This window comes from Bradyrhizobium sp. SZCCHNS1050 (genome assembly GCF_032484785.1).
Taxonomy (GTDB): domain Bacteria; phylum Pseudomonadota; class Alphaproteobacteria; order Rhizobiales; family Xanthobacteraceae; genus Bradyrhizobium.
Window position 1 is genome coordinate 315,257 of the sequence record NZ_JAUETR010000003.1, and the last position, 23,103, is coordinate 338,359.

Below are 23,103 nucleotides of genomic sequence, written 5' to 3' on the forward strand. Positions count from 1 at the left end.
GCGCGGGCGATTTTGGTATAGACGAACCGGTCAAGCTCGCGGTGTTACGCCTGTGCCACGAGCGGGGAGCCCGCCCAAAGGTATCAAGCAAGAAATGTTCAAAACCATTCTGATCGCGAACCGCGGCGAGATCGCCTGCCGGGTCATCAAGACCGCCCGCCGCATGGGAATCCGAACCGTTGCGGTCTATTCGGAAGCCGACCGCGATGCGCTTCATGTCGAGATGGCAGATGATGCCGTGCTGATCGGCCCGCCCGCCGCAGCCGAGAGCTATCTCCTGATCGACCGCATCGTCGAGGCCTGCCGCAAGACCGGCGCCGAGGCGGTGCATCCGGGCTACGGCTTCCTGTCCGAGCGCGAGGCTTTCCCGCGGGCATTGGCCGAGGCCGGCATCGTCTTCATCGGCCCCAATCCCGGCGCCATCGCCGCCATGGGCGACAAGATCGAATCCAAGAAGGCGGCCGCCAAGGCCAAGGTCTCGACCGTGCCCGGCTTCCTCGGCGTCATCGAGGACGACAAGCACGCCGTGCGCATCGCCGACGAGATCGGCTACCCCGTGATGATCAAGGCCTCCGCCGGCGGCGGCGGCAAGGGCATGCGCATCGCGCGTTCGACTGCCGAGGTCGCCGAGGGTTTCAATCTCGCCAAGGCCGAGGCCAAGGCCTCGTTCGGCGACGACCGCGTCTTCATCGAGAAGTTCATCGTCGATCCCCGCCACATCGAGATCCAGGTGCTCGGCGACAAGCATGGCAACGTGATCTATCTCGGCGAGCGCGAGTGCTCGATCCAGCGCCGCAACCAGAAGGTCATCGAGGAGGCGCCGTCGCCGCTGCTCGATGAGGAGACGCGGCGCAAGATGGGCGAGCAGGCGGTCGCGCTCGCCAAGGCCGTGCACTACGACTCCGCCGGCACCGTCGAGTTCGTCGCCGGCCAGGACAAGAGCTTCTACTTCCTCGAGATGAACACCCGCCTGCAGGTCGAGCATCCCGTGACCGAGCTCGTCACCGGCATCGATCTCGTCGAGCAGATGATCCGCGTCGCCGCCGGCGAGAAGCTTTCGCTTGCGCAGAAGGACGTGACGCTGACCGGCTGGGCGGTGGAATCGCGCGTCTATGCGGAAGATCCGTTCCGCAGCTTCCTGCCGTCGATCGGCCGCCTCGTGAAGTATCGCCCGCCGGCCGAGAGCAAGGCTGACGGCATCACCGTGCGCAACGACACCGGCGTGCAGGAGGGCGGCGAGATCTCGATCTACTACGATCCGATGATCGCCAAGCTCGTCACCCATGCGGAGTCGCGGGCTGCCGCGATTGAGGCGCAGTCGACCGCGCTCGATGCGTTCTATGTCGATGGCATCCGCCACAACATCCCGTTCCTGTCGGCGCTGATGAACCATCCGCGCTGGCGCGAGGGCAGGCTGTCCACCGGCTTCATCGCCGAGGAGTTTCCCAAGGGCTTTGCCGCGCGTGCGCCGGAAGGCGAGATCGCGCGCCGGCTGGCGGCGGTGGGCGCTGCGATCGACCACGTGCTCGGCGAGCGCAAGCGGCAGATCTCGCAGCAGATGATCGGCCGTCCGGTGAAGCGCCAGGGCCGCCGCGCGGTGTGGCTCGGGCGTGACGAGATCCTGCTCGACATCACCAGGGAGAACGGCGCGATCACGGTCCGCTTCGTCGGGGCCGACGGCAAGGTCGGCCCGGCGCATCAGTTGGTGTCGGACTGGAAACCGGGCGATGCGGTCTGGCACGGCACCATCGATGGCGCGGCCATCGCCGTGCAGACGCGCCTCATTGCGAACGGTGTGCGGCTCGCGCATCAGGGCGTCGAAGCGCCGGTCTACGTCTACACGGAAGCCGAGGCGACCGCGGCGCGGCTGATGCCGGTCGTCACCGCAGGTGATAGCGGCAAGAAGCTCCTGTGCCCGATGCCCGGCCTCGTGGTCTCGATCGCCGTGACCGAAGGGCAGGAGGTCAAGGCCGGCGAGACGCTCGCCGTGGTCGAAGCCATGAAGATGCAGAACGTGCTGCGCGCCGAGCAGGACGGTACGGTGAAGAAGATCCACGCGACAGCCGGTGCTACGCTCGCAGTGGACGCGCTGATCCTGGAGTTTGCGTAAGCTCAGAAGTCGACGTCGTTGCGAACGAAGCGACTTTGTCCGACGAAGCCTGTAGGCGAAGGCGGAAGCAATCCGGGGGCGGCAGATAACTCTGGATTGCTTGGTCGCGGAGCCTGTCATCCGGGCCGCGCTTTGCGCGGACCCGTTGGCTCTTCGCAATGACGGGAGAGAGGAGGCGAGGATGACTTTCCGTGCACGTCGAGAGGCGCTCCGTGCGATCCTCGCCGGCGATCGCTGCATCCATCCGGGATCGGTATACGACGCGATTTCGATCCGGATCGCCGAGGACCTCGGCTTCGAGCTCGGCATGTTCGGCGGCTCGGCTGCTTCGCTCGCCGTGCTCGGCGACCCCGACATTGCCTTAATCACCTTGACCGAGCTCGCCGAGCAGATGCGGCGAATGTCGCGCGCTGCCGCGCTGCCGGTGCTGGTCGATGCCGATCACGGCTACGGCAACGCGATGAACGTGCGCCGCACGGTGCAGGAACTGGAAGCGGCCGGTGCCGCGGGTCTCACCATCGAGGATACGCTGCTGCCGCAGGCTTTCGGCGAAGCGAAGCCGCAACTGATCTCGCTTGCCGAAGGGGTCGGCAAGGTGAAGGCCGCGCTCGATCGCCGCGACGATCCCGCGCTGGTCATCCTGGGACGGACGGGCGCCGTTTCCATCACCTCGCTCGACGACGCGATCGCGCGAGCCAGGGCGTATGAGGCCTGCGGCGTCGACGGCCTGTTCTTCACCGGCATTGCCGCGCGCGACCAACTCGATGCGGTCGCGGCAGCGACGACGCTGCCGATCGTGCTCGGCGGCGCGCCGGAGGAGATGTCCGATCCCGGCTATCTCGCCTCGCGCCGTGTCCGCGTCGCGCTACAGGGCCATGCGCCGATCGCCGCGGCGGCGCAGGCGGTGTATGAGACGCTGAAGGCGCTCCGCGACGGCGCCTCGCCGAAGCAGCTCAAGGGGCTGCCGTCGGCGGAGCTGACGGCACGCGTGATGCGCGAGGCGGATGTGAAGAAGCGCCTGCGCGATTTTCTGGGGCTCGGATCATGATCGATCGCGCCATCGTCCACGTCTTGGTGCGCGGCCGCGTCCAGGGAGTGGGTTATCGCGCCTGGGTCGAGGACCAGGCCATCCTGAACGGCCTCGAAGGCTGGGTCCGCAACCGCACCGATGGCAGTGTCGAGGCGTTGTTCGCGGGTCCCTCGGACGACGTTGCCGCCGTGTTGGCAGCTTGCCGCGAGGGACCGCCAGCAGCGCATGTCGATGCCGTGATGGAAAACCCGGCGACGGCCGATCAGCTCAAACCGCGCCGGCCGGGCGAGGCGTTCTCCGTGTTGCCGACGCTCTAACGACACGGCGCGCGAGCCCGCCGCTCACCCCGCCGAGATCACCAGCGCCTGGATGCGGCCCTCGATCGGTCCGTTGCCGAACCGGCGCGCCAGCGCGTCCGCGGTCGCCTGCGTCACGGCGGCGAGGCCGGGCGTGCCGCGTGCTTCGATCTCGCCGCGCATCGGTGTGCCCTGGCAAAATGCCGTGGCCGGGTCCTGAGGCGACGCCGCGCGGCTGCGATGCGTCACCGTCTCGATCGCGATGTCGGTGAAGCCCGCTGCGGTCAGATCGGCCTCGATCCGCCCGGCATCGAAATAGCCGTGCGGAGTCCGGGTGAAGAACTGCGGCGGGCTTTCGGGGAAGACCTGCTGCAACGTCTCGTGAACGACGTGAGGGATTTCATTCTCCTCGATCCGGTCCCAGACGTTGAAGACGAAACGTCCGCCGGGCCTGAGCACGCGGCGGGCCTCCGCATAGCCCTTGACGCGATCGGGGAAGAACATCGCGCCGAACTGACATGCGACGGCATCGAAGCTCGCGTCGGCAAAGGGCAGGGCCAGCGCATCGGCTTGATGAAATGCGATGCGGTCCGCAGCGGCGAGATGGGTCTTCGCCTGCGCGAGCATCGGCTCGTTGAGGTCGGTGGCGGTGATCCGGACCTCCGGCGGCAGTTGAGCATGCAGGGCCCGCGTAACCACGCCGGTGCCCGCCGCCGTCTCCAGCACGTCGCGCGGCAGGTACGCCGCGATGCGCCGCGCGAGGTCCAGCGCATAGGGCACGAAGATCAAGGGGACCATCAGTTGATCGTAGATCTGTGGGATCGATCCAGTGAACGCCTTGTCGGATGCCGTCATGGCTTGCTCCTGTTGCAGAGGGGGCAGGCGGGGAACCGGGCGGTCGGCAGGCGCAAAATGGGCGCCGTAACATCCGTCGGGCCAGCCCCCAGCCCGGTTCAAGAGCGGGTCTCTTGACATTCATCCTCGTACGTCAGATATTTCTGTCATGACAGAAATTACAGGTCATCGAAAACTTCCGCCCGCCGTCGAGCGTTTCATCCTCAACTGGGGCGACATGGGCGACCGGTGGGGCGTGAACCGCTCGGTGAGCCAGATCCACGGGCTGCTGTACCTCGCCGAGAAGCCGATGACGGCGGAGGACATCGCCGACACGCTCGGCATGGCCCGCTCCAATGTCTCGAACTCGCTGAAGGAGCTGCTCGCCTGGGGCTTGATCCGGCGCGTGCCGATCCTCGGCGACCGCCGCGATCATTTCGAGGCCGAGACCGACATCTGGGAGGTCGCACAGCGGATCGCGGCCGGCCGCAAGGAGCGCGAGATCGATCCCGCGATCGCTGCGCTGCGCGCCTGCGTCGCGGAAGCGACCGGCGATCTCGCGATCAGCACGGTCGCAGCCAGGCGGCTGAAAGACATGCTGGCGTTCACCGAGCTGGTCGACCGCTGGTACGTGCAGATGCTGAAGGTGCCGCGGCCGCGTCTCGTCGCGCTGATCAAGCTCGGCGAGAAGATCGCAAATCTGCTGCCGTCGGGAAGATCAAGGTCGTAGATGAGCGGAGGGCGTCATGGTGACCATGGGACATCTCGGACTTTCAACGCCCTCCAACGCCCGGCTTCATGACGATCACAGGTTTCGTGCGCTGTTGTCCGCCGAGGATTGGGGGCGGCTGCCGGTGTCGATCTGGCGCCGCTTCTCCAAGAAACTCGCCGACGGCGCGACCGTCGTCTATGTCGGCGAGGTCGATCAGGCCGAGATCAGTCGTGCCGGCTTCTGGTTCGCGCATCTGGCGCGGCTGATCGGCGGGCCGCTGCCGACGCACGCAGACATCGGTGTGCCGATGATCGTCGCGGTGACGGAGGACGCGGCGAGAGGCGGCCAGATCTGGACGCGCATCTGCGGACGCCCGCATGGCTTCCCGCAGGTGATCCATTCCGCCAAGCGCTTCGCCGGTCCGACGGGGCTCGAGGAATATCTCGGCTGGGGCCTTAGCATGAGCCTGCGCGTCGGCGTCGCCGATGGCGCGCTTCATTTCCATAGCGCCGGCTACACGTTCGACTTCGCGGGCCGGCGCTGGGCGCTGCCGGCATGGCTCACGCCCGGCGACCTCACCGTCACCCATTCAGATCTCGGCAGCGGCGTCTTTCGCTTCTCGCTCGAGATCATCCATCCGCGCTTCGGGCGCATCATCCGCCAGAGCGCAATGTTCCGGGAGTCCGCACCATGACGCCGCTGCTCTGGTCCCTGATTGCGCTTCAGATCGTGATGGGCGTGTTCGACACCGTCTATCACCATGAGTTCACCGAGCGCCTGGCCTGGCGCCCGTCACAGCAGGGCGAGCTCAAGCTGCACGGCGTCCGCAATATGCTCTATGCGCTGCTGTTCGCCGTCATCGGCTGGTGCGAGGTGCATGGATTGTTCGCAATCCTCGTGCTCGCGGTGCTCGTGGCCGAGATCGGCATCACCCTGACCGATTTCGTCGAGGAGGATCTGACGCGCAAGCTGCCGCCGAGCGAACGCGTGAATCACACGCTGCTCGCCATCAACTACGGCGCGATCCTCATGCTGCTGGTGCCGCTGCTGATCGGCTGGGCGATGCAGCCCTCGGCGATCGTGCCGGCCTTTGCCGGCTTGCTGAGCTGGATTGCGGCTGCCGCCGCGGTTGGCGCTGCCCTGTGCGGCCTGCGCGACTTCACCGCGGCACGGCGCCTTGCGCGGATGTCGCAGCCGGATGCGGCCGGGCTGGTCGCGGCGCTGCCGCCGGCGCAGACCATCCTCATCACCGGCGCGACCGGCTTCATCGGCGCGCGGCTGACGGCCGGTCTCGCCGCGGCCGGTCATCACGTCGTCGCCCTGGTCCGCGATCCGGCCAAGGCCGCAATGTTGCCGGCGCCGCTGACCTTGATCACCAATCTCGATCAGCTCGCGTCCGACACCCGTATCGACGCGATCGTCAATCTTGCCGGTGAACCGATCGGCAATGCGCCGTGGACCGCGGCCAGGCGCGCGACGATCCTGCAGTCCCGGCTGGCTACGACGGAAGCCGTCTTATCCCTGATTGCGCGGCTCGACCGTAAGCCGAAGGTCTTGGTCAACGGTTCGGCGATCGGCTGGTACGGCCTGTGGCAGGACCAGCCGCTGACCGAATCCGCCAAGTCGCATGCCTGCTTCAGCCATGACCTCTGCGACGCCTGGGAGCAAGCGGCTCGCGGTGCCGAAGCGCACGGCGTCCGCGTCGCACTGCTGAGGATCGGGCTCGTGGTCGGCCGCGACGGCGGCTTCCTGGCGCGGATGCTGACGCCGTTCGAATTCGGCCTCGGCGGGCCATTCGGCTCCGGTCTGCAATGGATGTCCTGGATCGAGCGCGACGATCTCGTTCGGCTGATCGCGCATGTGATCGCGACCGAGGCCATCACCGGGCCGGTCAATGCGACGGCGCCGCTGCCGGTGCGCAATCTCGCCTTCACCGCCGAACTCGCGCGCTGCCTGCGGCGTCCGGCGCTGCTGCGCGTCCCCGCCGGCCTGCTGCGCCGGATCGGCGGCGACTTCGCCGAGGAGCTTTTGCTCGGCGGCCAGCGCGTGGTGCCGAACAAGGCGCTGTCGAGCGGCTTCGTGTTCCGGCATCAGAGCCTGCGTAGCGCGCTCGAAGCCATCCTGTGAGCGGTCGAAAAAAGCGTCACGGTTGCTCGGCGCGTGCCATCGTCGCCGATGGCAGCTCGCCGAACGTGGCGCGGTAGTAGCGGGCGAAGTGTCCGGCATTGGCAAAGTTGCAGGCGGCGGCGGCCGCTGCCACCGTGATGTCGGGATCGCCGGAGCGCAGCATCTCGCGGGCGCGCCGCAGGCGCACCGATTTGGCGAAGGCCATCGGCGAATAGCCGCGCACGCGCTCGAACAGACGGAAGATCGAGCGGGCGCTGACGCCGGCTTCGCGCGCCAGGTGCTCGATCGTGATCGGCTCGCGCCAGTTCGCCTCGATGTAGTCCTCGAGCCGCTTGACCAGGCCGAAATCCGGCATCGGAGAGGGATCCAGGAGCGTGTCGCGGAAACGATGACGGCTGGCGCAGAGGAAGGCGACATGCACCGCATCCTCCAGCTCGCGATAGACCGCGGCGGGGAACGCCGCATCCTGCTCGTTGAGCTGGGTCGTCAGGAAATCCAGCAGCCGCATCAGGTTGCGGGCCTGCGGATCGGCGGCCGGAATGGCAGGGTCGATCGTAAAGTCGGCGCGCGGCTGCACGCCGACCAGCGCCGTCAGGCGCCGTCGCAGCGCCTGCGGATCGAGCCGCAGAGTCAGTCGCCGATGGCCACCCTGGCACGCCATCTGCCATGGCACGCCGGCCGGCGCGACTGCGAACTGATGCTCATTGACGTCGGTCGCCTCGCCGGGAGTGCAACTGACCGCGCGTCCCTTCAGGGCGATCTGCACTCTCATGAGATCGGCGGCGCGATGGTCGCAGACCATGTCGCAGGTCGTGGTGCCGAACGCGAGGCCGATGGTCTCGAGCTCGATCAGGTTGACGATCGCCTCGAAGCGCTCGGCGTTCCTGAAGTCGACGCGCTCGGCGCCGAGCCGGCGCCCCGCGAGGTCGCGCAGCACGTCGGCGTTCGAGGTTCGGATCAGCGCGTGGCGATGCAATGGTTCGAGGCCGGTCGCGCCGGTCGAGGCCGGGCTCGGCTTTGCTGGGGCGCTGACGAGGTCAGCTGCGGTCAAGAGACGGTTCAAGCCGCTGCTCCTGAACTCCGATTATTCATCCATGCTACATCAGGCTCCGCGGGCGTCAATTACTTCGAGATCGCGGCGCTTCGGAATGCTGCGGCCAGCGTGCGCAAGGCTGCGCGCTTGGCCGCATCGCCCGCCTTCGCATGCAGCATCACCTTGGAGCGGCCGAGCTTGGGCAGGCCGAGATCCGTTCCGACATCGATCAGTCCGCTGGGCGCGATCCGGCGGGCCAGCGGCGCAATCGCAAGACCGGCCCGCGCGGCGGCCGCAACGGCCGTCACTCCGCCGCCGACGAACGTCTCGCTGAAGCTGATTCGGGCGCGCTCGAGCGCGCGGACCGCGATGCTGCGCACGCCACAGGGCGGCGCGAGCGTGGCGAGCGGCAGCGTGCCGGCCGCCGGCAGACGAAATCTGGGAGCTGCGAACCAGCCGAACTCGTCCGTGATCAACGCCTCGCCACCGCGGCGGCTCGCCTCCTGGCGGACGATCACGGCGTCGAGCTTGCCGGCATCGTAGCGGTCGAGCAGGTCGCGCGAGAAGCCGATGCTGACCGACAGGACGAGGTCCGCAATGGCAGCATGCAACTGCTCGAGCATCGGCACCAGCTCGGGGCCGGCGACGTGATCGCTGATCCCCAGCGACAACAGCGGCCGGGCACGAGGAGCGCCGGTCAGCGCGAGGTCATGTGCGGCAACCAGCGCGCGGGCGTTCTCGGCGAAGGCCGCGCCGTCGGCGGTGAGCCGGACCGCGCGCGGCGAGCGTTCGACCAGCCGCTTTCCGAGCAGCGCTTCCAGGCGCTGCAGCTTCAGGCTGACCGCGGCCTGCGTGGTGCCGAGCGTCTCGGCCGCCCGGGTGAAGCTGTGCAGCTCGCTCACCAGCAGAAAGGCGCGGACGGTCGCGATGTCGAGCGTGGCTGTCATATGCGATCGTTATCATTGATATCCATCCCGATAAGATACCAAAATGGCAGGCGCGCGGCTAGCTTTGCTGTCGAGGCGCAGTCACGCGCTGGATACCGGGAGCCAACCATGCCGTTGATCAACATCGTCTATGCCAGCCAGCGCCGCTCGCCGTCGCTGAAAAAGGCCATCGCGGACGCCGTCACCGAATTGACGGCGCGGATCCTGCGCAAGGATCCCAAGGTCACCGCCGTCATCGTCTCGGAAGCGGATGCCGCGGACTGGTTCGCCGGCGGCGCCTCGCTGGCGGAGCAGGGGCTTGCCAGCTACTGGATCGACGTTCACGTCAGCGAGGGCACCAACACCAAGGACGAGAAGGCCGCCTATCTGGCCGCGGTGTTCGCGCGCATGGCCGAGCTGATCGGCCCGCTGCATCACGAGACCTACCTTCATGTCGACGAGGTCAAGGCGGATGCCTACGGCTTCGGTGGCTTGAGCCAGGAGCGCCGCTATGTCGCGGCGAAGCTCGACGTGCCGCCGCAGCAGGGCGGCGCGTGAGCTCATGCCGTCTCCGGCTGCGCGACGCTGACGGCGCCGAAGACGCTCTCGAACGCCTGCCGGAACGCGATGTCGACATCGGCGAGCGTCACCGGCAGGCCGAGATCAACCAGGCTGGTGACGCCGTAGCGCGGATCGGTCACGCCGCAGGGCACGATGGCCTGAAAGTGCGACAGGTCCGGCTCGACATTGATGGCGATGCCGTGAAAGGTGACCCAGCGCTTCAGCCGCACGCCGATCGCGGCGATCTTGTCCTCATGGCCCTCGCCCTTGTCGGGCCGTTTGACCCAGACGCCGACGCGATCCTCGCGCCGCTCGCCGCGCACGTTGAAGGCATCGAGGGTGCGGATGATGGTCTCCTCGAGCGCCGCGACATAGGCTCGCACATCCGGCCGGCGCCGCTTGAGGTCGAGCATGACATAGGCCACCCGCTGGCCGGGCCCATGATAGGTGACCTGGCCGCCGCGCCCGGTCGGCACCAGCGGAAAGCGCGGATCGCGCAGGTCTTCGGCCTTGCCCGACGTACCGGAGGTGTAGACCGGCGGGTGCTCGAGCAGCCAGACCATCTCCGCGGCCTCGTGAGCGGCGATCGCGGCCGCCCGCGCCTCCATGAACTCGGTGGCCTGGGCGTAGTCGATCAGCGAATCGGAGATGCGCCACGCCACGGCGTTGCCGGGGGGGCCAGCAAAGGTGGTCAGGTCGAGTGTTTCGCGGCTGTTAACCATTGGCTAACCACAACATGGTGATGTCTGGGCAACGAAAATCCAGTCGTGACTTCGGTGGTCCTGCAGTGTCAACCCTCGATAAAGTGACAGTCGACCTGATGGTCGTTCTCGGCACCTGCTCCATGCCCATCCACCAGGTTCTGCGCCTGTCCCGCGGCGCCATCATCGAGCTGGACGCCACCGAGGCCGACGACGTCAAGGTGCTCGCCAACAATCTGCCGATCGCAAATGGGGTGGTGCTGGTCGACCGCAACCGCATCGCGGTCGAGGTCAAGCAGATGCTGCCGCGCTCGCCGACGCCGACGTCGCGATAGCGCGCCCCGGCCAAGCCAAAACCGTCCACAATCCGGTATTTTAGGGCAGGGCGGGCCTTGTCCCCCCGACATCGATTTGATACACGGGCGCCACTGATCCGGTGCCGCCCTTCCTCTGGCTCCGGCTTCTTCTTCGCGCTCGTGGCGGAATTGGTAGACGCGCTGCCTTGAGGTGGCAGTGGGTAACACCGTGGGGGTTCGAGTCCCTCCGAGCGCACCATCCCTCTCTCCCCAAAACTTCAAATCTGTTTGCGGTTTGTTCCGGCCTCGCGCCCTTTGTTCGGGCGATGGGCTGCGATCCCGCGGCGCGATGGCGTCCGAGTTGTGCCGGTCGTTCCGCCCTCGAGAATGAGAGGGCGCAGGGAATGCCGGGCGCTGGCCGCACCCATGGCCCGCCTGCGAAAAAAATGCAGGCGGCAGGAACCACGGGTTCAGCCGAGACATCCCGGCATTCCCCGCGCGATGGTTTTCACGCTTATGTCGCGATCTCCCCGGTGTCCGGCTCTTTAGCCACCGTCGCCCTCGGGATCATCGCCCGACGACTTGGCGCCAGCATCGGGGCGCCAGGACCACGCGTCTTCACGTCCGCAAACCTGCCGTTCGTCGGCGAGCCCGTGAGCCCGCTGCAGCACGCCTGCGGCCACCGCATCCCCAGACCCCACGTCTCGTGACGATCGCGAAGCGCCCCTCTCGGCGGGTCCAGGATGGCGATACACAAACACGTATTCGGAAAAATAGCAACAAGATTATTTTCTTCAGAAGGTCTGGACGGGGCCAAATCAGCTTGATGACGCTGACGGAGTCCGTCGCGCCGTGCACCCCGACTCCGCCGCACGTGACGCTGCCATGGGACGGCAAAGCGACGCCGAAGGCGACGCGTGCCACCATTGGCGCCAGTGGGGCGGGCGGTGGGCACGGCTCGTGCGAGATCGTGCACGACACCATCGTTGTTGGCGCGCCTTTGCCCGCCCTGCGGCGCCTGCGTGGCGTCATCGCTCAACCATGATCACCAGATGAGCGGGGGCGTGCCGCTATCACGTCTGATGGAGTTCGGCCGTCAAATCAGCAAGCCTGAGTTCGTGCAGCTCACGACTGGGCCGGCTTGGTTGCGGCCGCAGCTTCCCAGTCGGGCTCGACCGGGACCATGTACCAGGTCGTCAGTACGACTTTCGAGAACAGCCAACGGCCGCTTTCTCTGACATATTCATCATCGAACCGGCCGCCGACCATGAGGCTCTTGCCGTTGAGAACGGGACGGCCGTCGAGATGGCTGTAGCCTCTGCCGCGGTCGCCATCGATTTCGACGACGTGCGCGTGGATGAACTGGCGCGCCCATTTGATCGGGAAATTGAGGAAGAAGTCGCGGATCGCCTCGCGGCCGGTGACCGGTGGCCGTCCGCCATAGGACACCGTGGCGTTCTCCGCGAAAAGATCGGCCAGATCGGCGACGCGCTCCTGGTTGACGTATTCGTGGTACGTGCAGCGCAGTGTCCGGATCGCCTCGCGATCGTCATGTTCGGCGAGGCGCTTCTCGAGCGCCTCGATCCTGGCTCTGAGATCGACGTTGTCGTCTGAGTTGCTCATGGTTCATCCGTCTCGGCAGGGAGGCCGTCTGGCTGGAGGTGCTGGTGATCACCGATGATGTTGCGGAGCCGCTCCTCGACGCGGAGCCGTACCGCTGGATGCGGAAGGACGTAGAATTCGTCGTCGTGGATGGCCTGGATCGTCATCCGGGCCACATCGGCGGCGCTGACCTCGGATGCCGCCATTCCCGCTCTGACGCGCAGATCATACGCTGCAGTGTCGGGGTTTGTTGAAGCCAGATGTATGGGGCGATGTCGGCCTGAGTCGGCGATGGCAGTCTTGACGAGCGAGGGGCACAGCACGTTGACCTTGAGAGGAGAGCCGGCGAGCTGAAGGTCCTTCAAGAGGCACTCGGACAAGGCGACGACCGCGTGCTTGCTGGCGCAGTAGACGCCGGAGCCCGCAACGGCGGTCAACCCCGCGGCTGACGCCGTGTTGACGATGTGGCCCTCGTCGCCTGCAGCCATCATGCGCGGCACGAAGCTGCGAATGCCGTTGGCGACGCCCAGGAGGTTGACTCCGAGCACCCATTTCCAGTCCTCGGGAGTTGCGGACCAGAGCGGGCCAAGCGCCGCGACACCGGCGTTGTTGAAGAGCAGGTGAACGTTGCCGAACTCCTCAAATGCAAGGTCGGCGAGGCGCTGAACCGCCTCGACGCTGGACACGTCGCACTGTGCGGTGCGCACGGCGATCCCGCTCGGCATCAGGTCTTTCGTGGCTGATAGTCCGTCGCGATCGACGTCGGCGACAACGAGCTTCATTCCTTGCGCGGCGCAGGCCGCAGCCAGCTCGCGGCCGATGCCGCTCGCAGCTCCCGTGATCACCGCGACCTTGCCCCCGAGCTGCTTCATGCCGCGCTGATTCCGCCGTCCACGGTGAACACCGATCCGGTGATATAGCTCGCGGCCGGCGATGCCAGCAGCAGGCTGACGCCGGCAATCTCGTCGGGCATCCCAAGCCGGTTCATCGGCACCATGGCCTGGAGCGGCGCTGTCGCGGCCTCGTCCAGCAGGCGGCCACCGCCGAGCCCTGTCCGGAAGAAGCCGGGCGCAATGGCGTTGACCTTGACGTCGAATGTGGCGAGCTCGAGCGCGGCTTGCCTGACCAGGTTCACGACCGCGGCCTTGGCGGCCGCATACGCATAGGCGGTCGCTGCCGAGCCTCGCAATCCTCCGACCGATGCCGTTACCACGATCCGGCCGCTGCGCTGCACCTTCATGTGTCGCGCCGCAGCCTGGATGGTCGCGAATGCACCGGTCTGGTTGATGGCGAGAACCTCGCTCCATGCAGCGAAATCGACGTTCTCGATGTGGCCCTGCGGCAATCGAATTCCGGCTCCCCCGCTGATTCCGGCGTTCGCGAACATCACGTCGAGCCGGCCCTTGCGCGTGACGACGTCATCGACCGTCCGCCGGATGGCGTCTGGATCTGCGACATCGACCGTCGCGATATCTGCCCCCGGGATGATCTCCTCGCCGATCCGCCTCAGTTCCTTCTCGTTCCTGTCAACCAGGATCAAATCGGCGCCGTTGGCCGCCATGGTCCGGGAAATGGCCAGGCCAAGTCCGCTCGCGGCCCCGGTCACAATGGTGACGAGGCCGTTGACTGCGAAGAGGCGTTCGGCCGTCAGCGACATGAGGGGCTCCTCGTTTCGACATGGCCGCCCGTTGCGCCTCCGGCCGAGCCGCGTCGTGACGCCGCCAAGAGACAAGCGCAGATCATGGCCGAGACTGTCGCAATCGCGACAATCGATGCACAAAATCACCCTAGCTTTGAGCCGGCGAGGGGGCCGGGACGCAGGTCGCCGCGCGCAAGAACATCAACAATTTCGAGGGGGACGGGCGGTCCATGACAACCGAGGCAACGAATGTTGTGGTGTCCATCCCAGGCGTCGAGTCTCGACGTCCGGACGATCCCGCTCATGCCATTCGCCGAGGGCAGCCATCCGGCGCCTGCTGAAGAAGACAAAGTGAGAGGATGAGAGCCGATGATCATCGTTGTGGGATCTGTGGATGGGCTTGGCGAAAGCTTTGATCGTCTGATGAAGATCTGCCTGGCGCATGTGCATCGTTCGCGTGCGGAAGACGGCTGCGTGGAGCACACCGTGCAGGTTGATTGCGAAAACTCCCTCCGTCTGCGCTTCTTCGAGCGCTGGCGTGACGCCGTCGCGCTCAAGGCGCATTTCGCCCGACCCGAGTCACGGGCGTTCGTGCAGGAGGTCGCCAAGCTGTGCGCGAGACCGCCAGTCATGACCATCTATGAGGCCGAGGAAAAATCGTTCTAGCGCCAGCCGGCCCACAGGTCTGACGCGCATCATTTTACCCCACCCGGCGACTCGCGCTGGGGTGGGCCTGCACCGCAGCGAACCCGACCGCCTCGATTGATCTCCGCTAGACTGATATGGGATCACAGATGTCGCGACAGCGACAAAGCCCGTCTTCATGTGTGGCGACGAATGAACAAAGCGGTGCTCAAGGCTGTTCTGCGCAGGAACAAGTGGTTTGCCGGCCTTCCTTCGTCATTGGCGGACAGCATTCTTCGTCTGGGTCGCATCCGAAACGTGGACAACTCCCTGATCTATTCCGCGAGCGACTCCCGGGACGGATTGATTGCCCTGGTGTCGGGGCAGGTGCGACTGACCAGCTTTTCGCTGTCCGGCAATCCCTCCTTCCTGCTGATCTCTTCGCCTGGATCTTGGATCGGCGTCACCTCGGCCCTCGACGGGCGCCCCTATGGCTACGATGCGTTCGCCGTTGGCAGGGCGGTGCTGTTTCACGTGAGCCAGGAGCGGTTCGAGGCGCTCATCAGCGAGAGCAATGAGTATTATTCTGCGTTCGTCCGAATGGTCTGCGATCATCTGCGCGTCTCGATGCAGAACCTGATCATTCTGCGCAATCGGCGTCCACTTCACCGGCTTGCGCAGGAATTGCAGAGGCTCGCAGAGAGTCACGGGCGCCAGACCGAGAAGGGGATGATCATCGATTTGCGATTGTCGCAGGAGGACCTCGCGGTGATGATCGGGGTCGGCCGGCAGACGATCAATCGACTGCTCAAGAGTCTCGAGCAGGATGGAATTGCGACGGCAAAGTACGCGTCGGTCACGATTCACGACCTGGAGGCGATCGAACGTCTCAGTTCGAGCGACCCCGCGGAGAGCTAGGCATCACCAGGCCAAAGGCGAGCTTTGCGCTCGGGTCCTGTCTGGCGCCGAGCCCTGCGTATTCCAGCGGGCGGCGCGTCTGAACTAAAAGATGCCGCCGTTCGGTCCGGGTTGTTCAAGGCGTCATCTCGAGAGCGACGGCTTCCCTCGCTGTGGCGACCGCGAGGACGCCGGGCGGCCACGAGACCGCACAGCAGAAGCGCGCCTCGTTCATCATGGCGATAACGATCCTTCCGCCCGCAGGTCATGGAATTCCGGTAAGTCGCTGAAAGGGCGCGATAATCGGCGTTCAACCCCGATCCCCTGCGCCTACTACCTTCCGCCTATGAGAGCCGGGCGGAGCTGATGCTGTAATCGCCCCGTTGCTTGCAGCGCGACTGCTCATCTTGGGGCTGGCGCACGCGCCATACGACCACAACAAAGACATAAGCGGAGGGAACTGATGAACTTCACAAGCAGGAGATTCTTGGCTGGCATCTCGACGGTTGCCTTCCTTGTCGCCGGCACGTTAGGCGTCCGCGCCAACGACTCGGCGCTGAAGGCCGCCAGCGAGCCCGGCGCCTGGGCGATGGCCGGGCATGACTACGGCAACACCCGGTTCAGCCCGCTCAAGGAGATCAACACCGAGAACGCCAGCAAGCTGTCGCTGGTCTATTCGTTCTCGCTGGCCTCGCTACGCTCGAACGAGGCCTCGCCGATCGTGATCGGCAACACGCTCTACGTCTCGACGTCGTGGGGGCCGAAATACGTCTATGCGCTGGATGCCGCGACCGGCGCGCGCAAATGGACCTATGAGCCGGACATTCCGGACGATACGCTGCAATATGCCTGCTGCGACGTGAACAGCCGCGGCATCTCCTATGCCGACGGCAAGCTGTTCGTCGGCCGGCTCGACGGCAAGCTGACCGCGCTCGATGCCGCCACCGGCAAGGAGCTGTGGACGTCCAAGGTGGTGGACTACAAGCAGGGCTCGGTGATCACCTCGCCGCCGCTGGTCGTGCGCGACAAGGTCATCACCGGCTTCGGCGGCGGCGAGTACGGCGTGCGCGGCTCGCTGCAGGCCTACGACATCAACTCCGGCAAGATGGTCTGGCAGACCTACACGGTGCCTGCGCCCGGCGAGCCCGGCAGCGAGACCTGGAAGGGTGACACCGGCCTGCATGGTGGCGGCGCGGCCTGGCTGGTCGGCTCCTACGATCCGAAGAGCGACACGGTCTATTGGGGCACCAGCAATCCAGGTCCCTGGAACACCGCCGTGCGCTCGACCGGCAATGGCGATTTCGGCAAGCTGACCAATCTGTATACGGCATCCACGCTGGCGCTCGATCCGAACACCGGCAAGATCAAGTGGCACATCCAGACCACGCCTGCCGATGCCTGGGACTATGACGGCGTCAACGAGGCTATTCTCGCCGATCTCAAGGTTGGCGGTGCGGCTGTCCCGACGCTGATGAAGGCCGACCGCAATGGCTTCTTCTTCGTGGCCAACCGCGAGACCGGCAAGGTGATCTCGGCCGAGAAATACGTCTTCGCCAACTGGGCGCAGAAATGGGACACCTCGACGTTGCGCGCGGTCGAGGATCCGGACAAACGGCCGGGCCCCGGACATCCCGTCAAGGACGTCTGCCCGAACCTGATCGGCGGCAAGAACTGGCAGCCGATGTCGTACAATCCGGACACCGGCCTGGTCTACATCCCGGCGAACAATGTCTGCATGGACTGGTCGGTCAGCGACGTCTCGTACAAGCGCGGCGTGTTCTATCTCGGTGCGGAATTCCCGACCAAGGAAGGCCCCGGCGGGTTCCTCGGTGAACTCATCGCCTGGGATCCCGTGAACAACAAGAAGGTCTGGTCGATCCAGGAAGACCTTCCGTTCAACGGCGGCACGCTGAGCACCGCCGGCGGCTTGGTGTTCTCCGGCAATCTTCACGGCGACTTCCGCGCCATCGACGCCAAGACCGGCAAGATCCTGTGGAAGAAGAATCTCGGCTCCGGCATCGGCGCCGGTCCGGTGACCTATTCGGTCGACGGCAAGCAATACGTCGCCGTCGTCGTCGGCCGCACCGCCTCGATCCCGGCGTTCCTGGGCGAGATCGGCAAGAAGATGACGAACGCTGCTCCCGAAGGCGGCGCTCTGTTCGTGTTCGCGGTCCAATAACCGCAACGCTCGCGACGGCTGCGCGTGGCCCCGGCCGCGGGGACACGCGCGGCGTTCAGCCAATCCGCATCAAGCGGACGAAGACGGCCCGGCCGCGAGACCGAGCCGTACAAGCAGATAAACAAGACCTGAGGGATCGAGGATGCGCCTGAATCGCCGTCAGACTGGCTCGAATTGGCGGGCCGCCGCCGAACTGGCAGCAAGCGCGACGGCTCTCGTCGCCTTGGTGGCCTCCACCGTGCTGGCCGCGTCGGCGGCGGGCCTGGCCAACGAGGCGGAGCCGCTGCGGCTTTGTGCGGATCCGACCAATCTTCCGTTTTCGAGCGACAATCCAACGCAGCCGGGATTCTATCTCGAGGTCGGCCAGGCGCTGTCGCGTGAGCTCGGCCGCCCCGTGACGTATGATTGGTACAAATCCTATTTCGGCAAGCGAACCGTGCGCGTGACGCTGCTGGGCAAGCAGTGCGACGCGATGATCGGCCTGCCGCTGTCAGCGGACTTCATGGGACCGGCAGTGATCTTCTCGCAGAAGATCGCAACCGAAACCTACGCGCTCGTCAGCCGCGGAACGTTGGTCGTCCATGGCATCGACGACCTCCGAGGCAAGCGGGTCGCGGTGCAATACCAGACCACGCCGCAAAATCTGCTGGCCCAGCGCGACGACATCGAGAAGGTGACGGTGCTGACACCGGACGAAGGCTTGGCGGCGCTGGCCCACGGCAGGGCCGACATCGCCTTCGTCTGGGGGCCGGTTGCAGGCTGGCTGAACAAGACGATCTACCAGAGCAGCTTCCGGATCCAGCCGGTCGAGGGCGACGGTCTGTCCTGGGATGCCGCGATCGGCCTTGCCAAGAGCTCCACGCAATTGCGCGATCAGATCGACGCCGCGCTGCCGCAGCTCGCACCGCGGATCGCCGAGCTGGCGGTCAAATACGGGCTGCCGCGCGAGCCGTCGATCAGGCTCGGCGCCGTGCCGCGCCCGATCAGGCTGGCGTCGGCGACTGACCCTGCTCAGCTTCTCCGCCAGCCGGTCGCCGAGGCCGCCGTGATGAGGGTTTCGGACTCGACTGCGAGCGAGTCGAAGACCGAGGCGGTGACGCTGGGCAAAGAGATCTTCAACGGCACCTGCGCGCATTGTCACGGACCAGACGCCGTGCAGGCGGAACGGCGCATCGACCTGCGACGGCTGCGGACCCGCTACGGCGAGGACATGCGCGACAAATTTTGGACCACCGTGCATGAAGGCCGTCCCTCCAAGGGCATGCCCGCCTGGAAGGAGGTCTTTACCGACGACCAGTTCGAGAGCATCTATACGTTCCTGCTGACCGTGCAGTCGTCAGAAACGGCAAATTGAAGGAGGGGCACCGGCCGACACGATCTGCCGGATCCACCCGGCACGTGCTGGCGGCGAGTGAAGGTCGGACATGACGCGCTTTCTGATCATCGACGATCATCCGCTATTTCGCGAAGCTCTCGGCAATGCGGTGCGTCTGGCGCATCCCGACGCCGAGATCTTCGAGGCGCTGTCGATTGCCGATGCGCTCACCACCCTCGCAATGAAACCCGACATCGACCTGGCGCTGCTCGACCTGACGCTGCCCGATGCCATGGGCTTCTCGGGATTCCAGCGGCTTCGCGCCGCGTATCCGCGGCTTCCGGTCGCGATCGTCTCGAGTGAAGAGGACCAGAACGTCGTGCGCGAGGCGCTTTCGCTCGGCGCGGCCGGCTATCTGCCGAAGTCGACCTCGAAGCGTGAGCTGACGTCCGCGATCGAGCGCGTGCTCAGCGGCTCGATCTCGGTCCCGAAAGACTTCGTGCCCGTCGTCGAGCGCCACGGGAAGGGGTCATCTCGCGCGCTGCAGGCGCGTCTCGAGGAGCTGACGCCACAACAGCTTCGCGTCCTCGACCTGATCAGGCGTGGCTATCAGAACCGGGAAATCGCCAGCGAGCTTCAGCTTGCGGAGTCGACCGTCAAGGCGCACATCACCGAGATCCTGAGAAAACTCCGTCTGTTCAGCCGCAACAAGGCCGTCATCGAGATCGGCAAGATCGCGCTGAACGTGCCGGCCGACCGGCAGGGATCGCGCACCGCTTCGAGTCGAAAGCACCCGTAGCGAATTGTTGCGCCGCACGACTCCACGGCCACCGCAGGCGTGGCGACGTCGATGGCGTCGTGGTCGTTGATTGATGCCAACCAACGCGGTATCGCTGATGCTCCGGTTCTGACGTTCCTTCGAAGACGCAGCCCGCACGCTGGTTGAATGTCGGATCCGCGACACTGAATGATCCGGATCTTCGATCCGGCCGGGGGAGGCAGGCACGTGGCTCGATTGCTCATCGTCGAGGACCATCCGCTGTTTCGGGAGGCGCTGGAGAGCGCGATCCGCGCCGCTCTGGCTGATGCCGAGATGTGCGAGGCGACGTCCGTCGACATGGCCGTCGGGCTTCTTTCATCTCCGCCGAGATTCGACCTGATCCTGCTCGACCTCTCGACACCCGGAACGACCGGACTCTCCGGCGTCATCCGCATCCGCAAGACCGCGCCGCGCACACCGATCCTGGTGGTTTCCGCGCATCGGGACCCGGACCTCGTCGCCCATGTTCTCGCGCTGGGTGTCTCCGGCTACATCTCGAAGTCGACTTCGAAGCAGCAACTTGCCGACGCGATCAAGGCCGTGCTGCGGGGCGAGGTCCATGTTGAAGGCGGCTCCCTCTGCGCCAGTGCGCGCCGTGGCCGACTTCCTGCTCAGGACCTCCTGAAGCGTCTTCACGAGCTGACGCCGCAGCAACTGCGCGTGCTCGACCTGATCCGCCGCGGACTGCAGAACAAGCAGATCGCCTATGAGCTCGGGATCTGCGAGACGACGGTGAAGGTCCACGTCTCGGAGATCCTGCGCAAGCTTCGCGTCATGAGCAGGACCAAGGCCATCATCGAGATGGAAAAGATCGACTTCGTGAACCTCATCGGCGAGCCGCGCACGCCGGCTCGGGCAAACGGCGCTGAGGCGCTCAAGACAGCAAGAACGACAACAGCGCGCGAAGCTCCGCAGGCCTGACCGGCTTGGTCAAGATCTCGAGCCCGTATTGGCTTGCTTCCCTGGCTGCGTCTTCGGAATAGTCGGCGGTCACGATCATGGCCGCAACATCTCGGCCGAGGAATTGCCTGATGTCCCGGATGGCGGCAAGCCCGCTCTCGTCGCCATCCAGGTGGAGATCCGCGATGATCGTCTCGGGGACCGCCCCGAGCGCACTCAAACGCTGCAAAGCGTCATTCAACGACGCCGTCGCCACGACGTCGCAGCCCCATTTTTCCAACAGACTGACCATGGCCTCGGCGGTGGCCAGGTCGTTTTCGATCAGCAGGATCTTGGCGCCTTCGAGCCCGCCATAGTCGTGGTCGACGTGATCCGCAGGATGCGGATCCGGCAGTACGGCTGCCGGGTCGGCGCGGTCGAGCTCGAGCTTGAACGTGGACCCATGTCCAACCCGCGAAGCCAGCCCGACCTCATGGTCCAATGCCTTGGCGAAGCGACGGACGATCGACAGGCCCAGCCCGAAGCCGGCTTGATCCTCGGCGCTCGGCTGACCGCGCTGGAATTCGAGAAAGATCGCTTCTTGTTGCGGTTTGGGAATACCCGGGCCGGTGTCGTGGACCTCGATGCGAACCCGGCCTGCTCCCGGCCCCGGCCGGCATCCCATGACGACGCCGCCTCGCCGCGTGTAGCGCAGAGAGTTGGCGAGGAGGTTCTGCAAGATGCGCCGCAACATCATGGCATCCGAGACCACGGCGATCGAGCACGGACAAATGCGCAGGGACAACCCGCGTTTGGCCGCGATCGGGGCGAATTCGCGTTCGAGCGGCTCGAACAGGGTCGAGAGCAGAACGGGCCTGACATCGGGGCGCAGGGCTCCGGCATCGAGCTTGGCAATCTCCAGCAGGGACCGCAGTAGATCCTCGAGCATGGCCAGCGAATGGTCGACCTGGCCGACCATGGCCGTTCCGCGATCGGACGAGACTTCGTCCGCCAAGGTCGAGAGCGTGAGCCGCGCGGCGTTGAGCGGCTGAAGCAGATCATGCGTAACGGAGATGAGAACCGAGGATTTCAGGGAGCTGGCCGCTTCAGCCTGCTGCTTGGCCCGAAAGAGGTCCTTGTTGGCGGTTTCGATCGAACGCAGCGCATCACGCAGCTGGCGCGTCCGCTCGCGCACCTGCTGATCGAGCGCGATCGCCGTTTCGAACAGCGAGAACGCATTGAACTGCTGGTCCATCGAGCGTTCGACCCGGGACATCAGCGCGGCGTTGATCTTCCTGAGCTTGGCCGCCTCGCGCTGCAGGTCTTCCGGAGACCCCGCGGCGGTCATGGCTGCGCCGCTCCACGTTTGCCGATCGCGACCCCGGTCAGCGTCTGATTGACGTGCATTGAACCGTACTGCTCGCCATAGGTATGGAATCCGACGATCCGGTTGTCGCGATAGAGATCGGACATTTCCCGCGCAAACTGATGCTGCTCTGCGTCAAGACGCCTGAGGATGCACTCGAAACCGATGAAGATCGAGACCTCGCCGATCTCGTCGCGGACCTCGGCCAGCATCTCGCGGGCGGCCGCCACGGAGTTGCGTGACCTCGCCGCCGTCAGCACCATTCCTTCGTCGATCGCGCAGAAGAACCGGAGCGAGCCGTCAGGGCTGACGCGCTGAATCGAGCGCGCGAAATAGGAGCCTCCCACGCGCACCAGGACCGGATGGGCCGCAAACAGGAACGGGTCGAGCTCGGAATCGGCTATTCCGATCGCGCGACAATATTCCTCCGCCGCCGGCTCGGCATTGAGCTGCTTGACGATACGCTGCTCGAGATCGGCCTCCGTCACCACCATCTTGGTCGAGGTCGGCTCGAAATTGTCGCATTTGAACAGCCGGAACGGCAATGACGTCCTGATCAGGATCAGCACGGCCATGTCCGTGTGGGCCTTGCCGTCGTGAAAGACCCAGGTGCGCTCGAACCGCAGACCGTCGCCGGCCGACCCGCCAACCAGGGGAATATTGTCGAGCGAGGCGTAGATCGCCGACATGATCGCCTCTTCGCGCTGGCACATGCCGTCGATCAGGACGAGCCCGAATACGCCGTCGTCGTCGCGACCACCGTGCCGCGACAGGTCCTGCCTCATCTGGTTGCCGAGGCGACGTCCTTCATCGACGCGAAAGCCCGACAACCCGAAGATGGGCTGTGCGAATACCGTGAAATCCTCGGCGGCAAATCCGAGAGCGACGACGCTGTTGTCGTCCCAGCCATCGGGCGACAGCTCTCCGGCCGTCGTACAGCCGTATACGGGGACGTCCGCAAGACGGGTCGTCACCTCCACCATGAACTCGTTTGGATCGTAGTGGGGCGACAGGAAGATCAGCACCATCGCCAACCCCTCGGCCGGCAACTGGCCGCAGATGTCGGCCGCCGCAGCGGCCTCCGTCGCAGCCTTGGACTTTGCAGCAGTCACGCCAGACGGACGCGGGGGCCGAGGATCGGCGTCTCCCATCGGGC

General features: G+C 65.7%; 23 protein-coding genes and 1 tRNA gene. 15 read left to right on the top strand and 9 right to left on the bottom strand.

Annotated elements, in window-relative coordinates; translation table 11 throughout:
* Positions 1 to 94: 94 nt before the first annotated feature.
* The 3 genes from QX094_RS33340 to QX094_RS33350 all read left to right on the top strand — a co-directional run bounded on the left by QX094_RS33340 (position 95) and on the right by QX094_RS33350 (position 3,457).
* The gene (locus tag QX094_RS33340) at positions 95 to 2,110 is read left to right on the top strand and encodes an acetyl/propionyl/methylcrotonyl-CoA carboxylase subunit alpha (RefSeq protein WP_316188478.1); all 2,016 of its coding nucleotides are present in this window, start codon (positions 95 to 97) and stop codon (positions 2,108 to 2,110) included.
* A gap of 181 nt (positions 2,111 to 2,291) precedes the next feature.
* Positions 2,292 to 3,158 (top strand): isocitrate lyase/PEP mutase family protein, encoded by an 867-nt coding sequence (locus tag QX094_RS33345; RefSeq protein WP_316188479.1) that lies wholly within the window; start codon positions 2,292 to 2,294, stop codon positions 3,156 to 3,158.
* The gene (locus QX094_RS33350) at positions 3,155 to 3,457 is read left to right on the top strand and encodes an acylphosphatase (protein WP_315717709.1); all 303 of its coding nucleotides are present in this window, start codon (positions 3,155 to 3,157) and stop codon (positions 3,455 to 3,457) included. Before QX094_RS33345 ends, QX094_RS33350 begins: the two co-directional genes overlap by 4 nt.
* 24 nt (positions 3,458 to 3,481) lie before the next feature.
* Here QX094_RS33350 and QX094_RS33355 read toward each other — a convergent pair whose 3' ends face one another.
* A complete protein-coding gene (locus tag QX094_RS33355; RefSeq protein WP_315717710.1) occupies positions 3,482 to 4,291 on the bottom strand; it encodes a class I SAM-dependent methyltransferase in 810 nt (269 codons plus the stop codon).
* 148 nt (positions 4,292 to 4,439) lie between these two features.
* On the opposite strand from QX094_RS33355, the gene QX094_RS33360 reads away from it, so the two are divergent.
* From QX094_RS33360 to QX094_RS33370, 3 genes are read left to right on the top strand one after another with little or no spacing between them, the layout of a single operon-like run.
* Positions 4,440 to 5,000 (top strand): GbsR/MarR family transcriptional regulator, encoded by a 561-nt coding sequence (locus QX094_RS33360; RefSeq protein WP_316175951.1) that lies wholly within the window; start codon positions 4,440 to 4,442, stop codon positions 4,998 to 5,000.
* A 16-nt stretch (positions 5,001 to 5,016) separates the two neighbouring features.
* Entirely contained in the window at positions 5,017 to 5,676 is a 660-nt protein-coding gene (locus QX094_RS33365) for a DUF4166 domain-containing protein (protein ID WP_315827875.1), read from the top strand.
* A complete protein-coding gene (locus QX094_RS33370) occupies positions 5,673 to 7,109 on the top strand; it encodes a TIGR01777 family oxidoreductase (RefSeq protein WP_316175950.1) in 1,437 nt (478 codons plus the stop codon). The genes QX094_RS33365 and QX094_RS33370 overlap by 4 nt, the downstream gene beginning before the upstream one ends.
* A gap of 16 nt (positions 7,110 to 7,125) precedes the next feature.
* On the opposite strand, the gene QX094_RS33375 is transcribed toward QX094_RS33370, so the two are convergent.
* Both QX094_RS33375 and QX094_RS33380 read right to left on the bottom strand, forming a co-directional pair.
* A complete protein-coding gene (locus tag QX094_RS33375; protein WP_315717714.1) occupies positions 7,126 to 8,172 on the bottom strand; it encodes an AraC family transcriptional regulator in 1,047 nt (348 codons plus the stop codon).
* 59 nt (positions 8,173 to 8,231) lie between these two features.
* Entirely contained in the window at positions 8,232 to 9,089 is an 858-nt protein-coding gene (locus QX094_RS33380; RefSeq protein WP_316188480.1) for a LysR family transcriptional regulator, read from the bottom strand.
* Positions 9,090 to 9,197: 108 nt separating this feature from the next.
* Between QX094_RS33380 and QX094_RS33385 the strand changes: the two genes are divergently transcribed.
* Positions 9,198 to 9,626: a 4-oxalocrotonate tautomerase family protein gene (locus tag QX094_RS33385; RefSeq protein ID WP_316170833.1), complete on the top strand. Its 429-nt coding sequence runs from the start codon at positions 9,198 to 9,200 to the stop codon at positions 9,624 to 9,626.
* A gap of 2 nt (positions 9,627 to 9,628) precedes the next feature.
* On the opposite strand, the gene lipB is transcribed toward QX094_RS33385, so the two are convergent.
* Positions 9,629 to 10,351 carry a lipoyl(octanoyl) transferase LipB gene (gene lipB / locus QX094_RS33390; RefSeq protein ID WP_315754767.1) on the bottom strand — a complete coding sequence of 241 codons (723 nt, stop codon included), beginning with the start codon at positions 10,349 to 10,351 and terminating at the stop codon, positions 9,629 to 9,631.
* Positions 10,352 to 10,371: 20 nt separating this feature from the next.
* Between lipB and QX094_RS33395 the strand changes: the two genes are divergently transcribed.
* Together QX094_RS33395 and QX094_RS33400 are read left to right on the top strand one after the other, a co-directional pair.
* On the top strand, positions 10,372 to 10,665 hold the full coding sequence (locus tag QX094_RS33395) for a FliM/FliN family flagellar motor switch protein (RefSeq protein ID WP_409997775.1): 294 nt from the start codon (positions 10,372 to 10,374) through the stop codon (positions 10,663 to 10,665).
* Between the two features lie 135 nt (positions 10,666 to 10,800).
* Positions 10,801 to 10,885: transfer RNA gene (locus tag QX094_RS33400), tRNA-Leu, on the top strand.
* Between the two features lie 866 nt (positions 10,886 to 11,751).
* On the opposite strand, the gene QX094_RS33405 is transcribed toward QX094_RS33400, so the two are convergent.
* From QX094_RS33405 to QX094_RS33415, 3 genes are read right to left on the bottom strand one after another with little or no spacing between them, the layout of a single operon-like run.
* Positions 11,752 to 12,249, bottom strand: coding sequence for a nuclear transport factor 2 family protein (locus QX094_RS33405; protein ID WP_316188481.1), 498 nt, complete (start codon positions 12,247 to 12,249; stop codon positions 11,752 to 11,754).
* Positions 12,246 to 13,100 carry an SDR family NAD(P)-dependent oxidoreductase gene (locus QX094_RS33410; RefSeq protein ID WP_316188482.1) on the bottom strand — a complete coding sequence of 285 codons (855 nt, stop codon included), beginning with the start codon at positions 13,098 to 13,100 and terminating at the stop codon, positions 12,246 to 12,248. Before QX094_RS33410 ends, QX094_RS33405 begins: the two co-directional genes overlap by 4 nt.
* Positions 13,097 to 13,885 (bottom strand): SDR family NAD(P)-dependent oxidoreductase, encoded by a 789-nt coding sequence (locus tag QX094_RS33415; protein WP_316188483.1) that lies wholly within the window; start codon positions 13,883 to 13,885, stop codon positions 13,097 to 13,099. Before QX094_RS33415 ends, QX094_RS33410 begins: the two co-directional genes overlap by 4 nt.
* Positions 13,886 to 14,236: 351 nt before the next feature.
* On the opposite strand from QX094_RS33415, the gene QX094_RS33420 reads away from it, so the two are divergent.
* From QX094_RS33420 to QX094_RS33445, 6 genes are all read left to right on the top strand, one after another.
* The gene (locus tag QX094_RS33420; RefSeq protein WP_315717722.1) at positions 14,237 to 14,533 is read left to right on the top strand and encodes a putative quinol monooxygenase; all 297 of its coding nucleotides are present in this window, start codon (positions 14,237 to 14,239) and stop codon (positions 14,531 to 14,533) included.
* Positions 14,534 to 14,704: 171 nt separating this feature from the next.
* Positions 14,705 to 15,409, top strand: coding sequence for a Crp/Fnr family transcriptional regulator (locus QX094_RS33425; RefSeq protein ID WP_315717723.1), 705 nt, complete (start codon positions 14,705 to 14,707; stop codon positions 15,407 to 15,409).
* Positions 15,410 to 15,875: 466 nt separating this feature from the next.
* Positions 15,876 to 17,567: a PQQ-dependent methanol/ethanol family dehydrogenase gene (locus tag QX094_RS33430; protein WP_316204566.1), complete on the top strand. Its 1,692-nt coding sequence runs from the start codon at positions 15,876 to 15,878 to the stop codon at positions 17,565 to 17,567.
* A 142-nt stretch (positions 17,568 to 17,709) separates the two neighbouring features.
* Complete coding sequence (locus tag QX094_RS33435) at positions 17,710 to 18,921, top strand: c-type cytochrome (RefSeq protein ID WP_316188484.1); 1,212 nt, start codon at positions 17,710 to 17,712, stop codon at positions 18,919 to 18,921.
* A gap of 70 nt (positions 18,922 to 18,991) precedes the next feature.
* A complete protein-coding gene (locus QX094_RS33440; protein WP_316165067.1) occupies positions 18,992 to 19,681 on the top strand; it encodes a response regulator transcription factor in 690 nt (229 codons plus the stop codon).
* 207 nt (positions 19,682 to 19,888) lie between these two features.
* Positions 19,889 to 20,623, top strand: a complete 735-nt coding sequence (locus QX094_RS33445; protein ID WP_315717727.1) for a response regulator transcription factor — start codon at positions 19,889 to 19,891, stop codon at positions 20,621 to 20,623.
* On the opposite strand, the gene QX094_RS33450 is transcribed toward QX094_RS33445, so the two are convergent.
* Together QX094_RS33450 and QX094_RS33455 are read right to left on the bottom strand one after the other, a co-directional pair.
* A complete protein-coding gene (locus QX094_RS33450; protein WP_315717728.1) occupies positions 20,577 to 21,929 on the bottom strand; it encodes a hybrid sensor histidine kinase/response regulator in 1,353 nt (450 codons plus the stop codon). The two genes, QX094_RS33445 and QX094_RS33450, sit on opposite strands and share 47 nt — an antisense overlap.
* Positions 21,926 to 23,098 carry an FIST N-terminal domain-containing protein gene (locus QX094_RS33455; RefSeq protein WP_315717729.1) on the bottom strand — a complete coding sequence of 391 codons (1,173 nt, stop codon included), beginning with the start codon at positions 23,096 to 23,098 and terminating at the stop codon, positions 21,926 to 21,928. The genes QX094_RS33450 and QX094_RS33455 overlap by 4 nt, the downstream gene beginning before the upstream one ends.
* Positions 23,099 to 23,103: the final 5 nt, after the last annotated feature.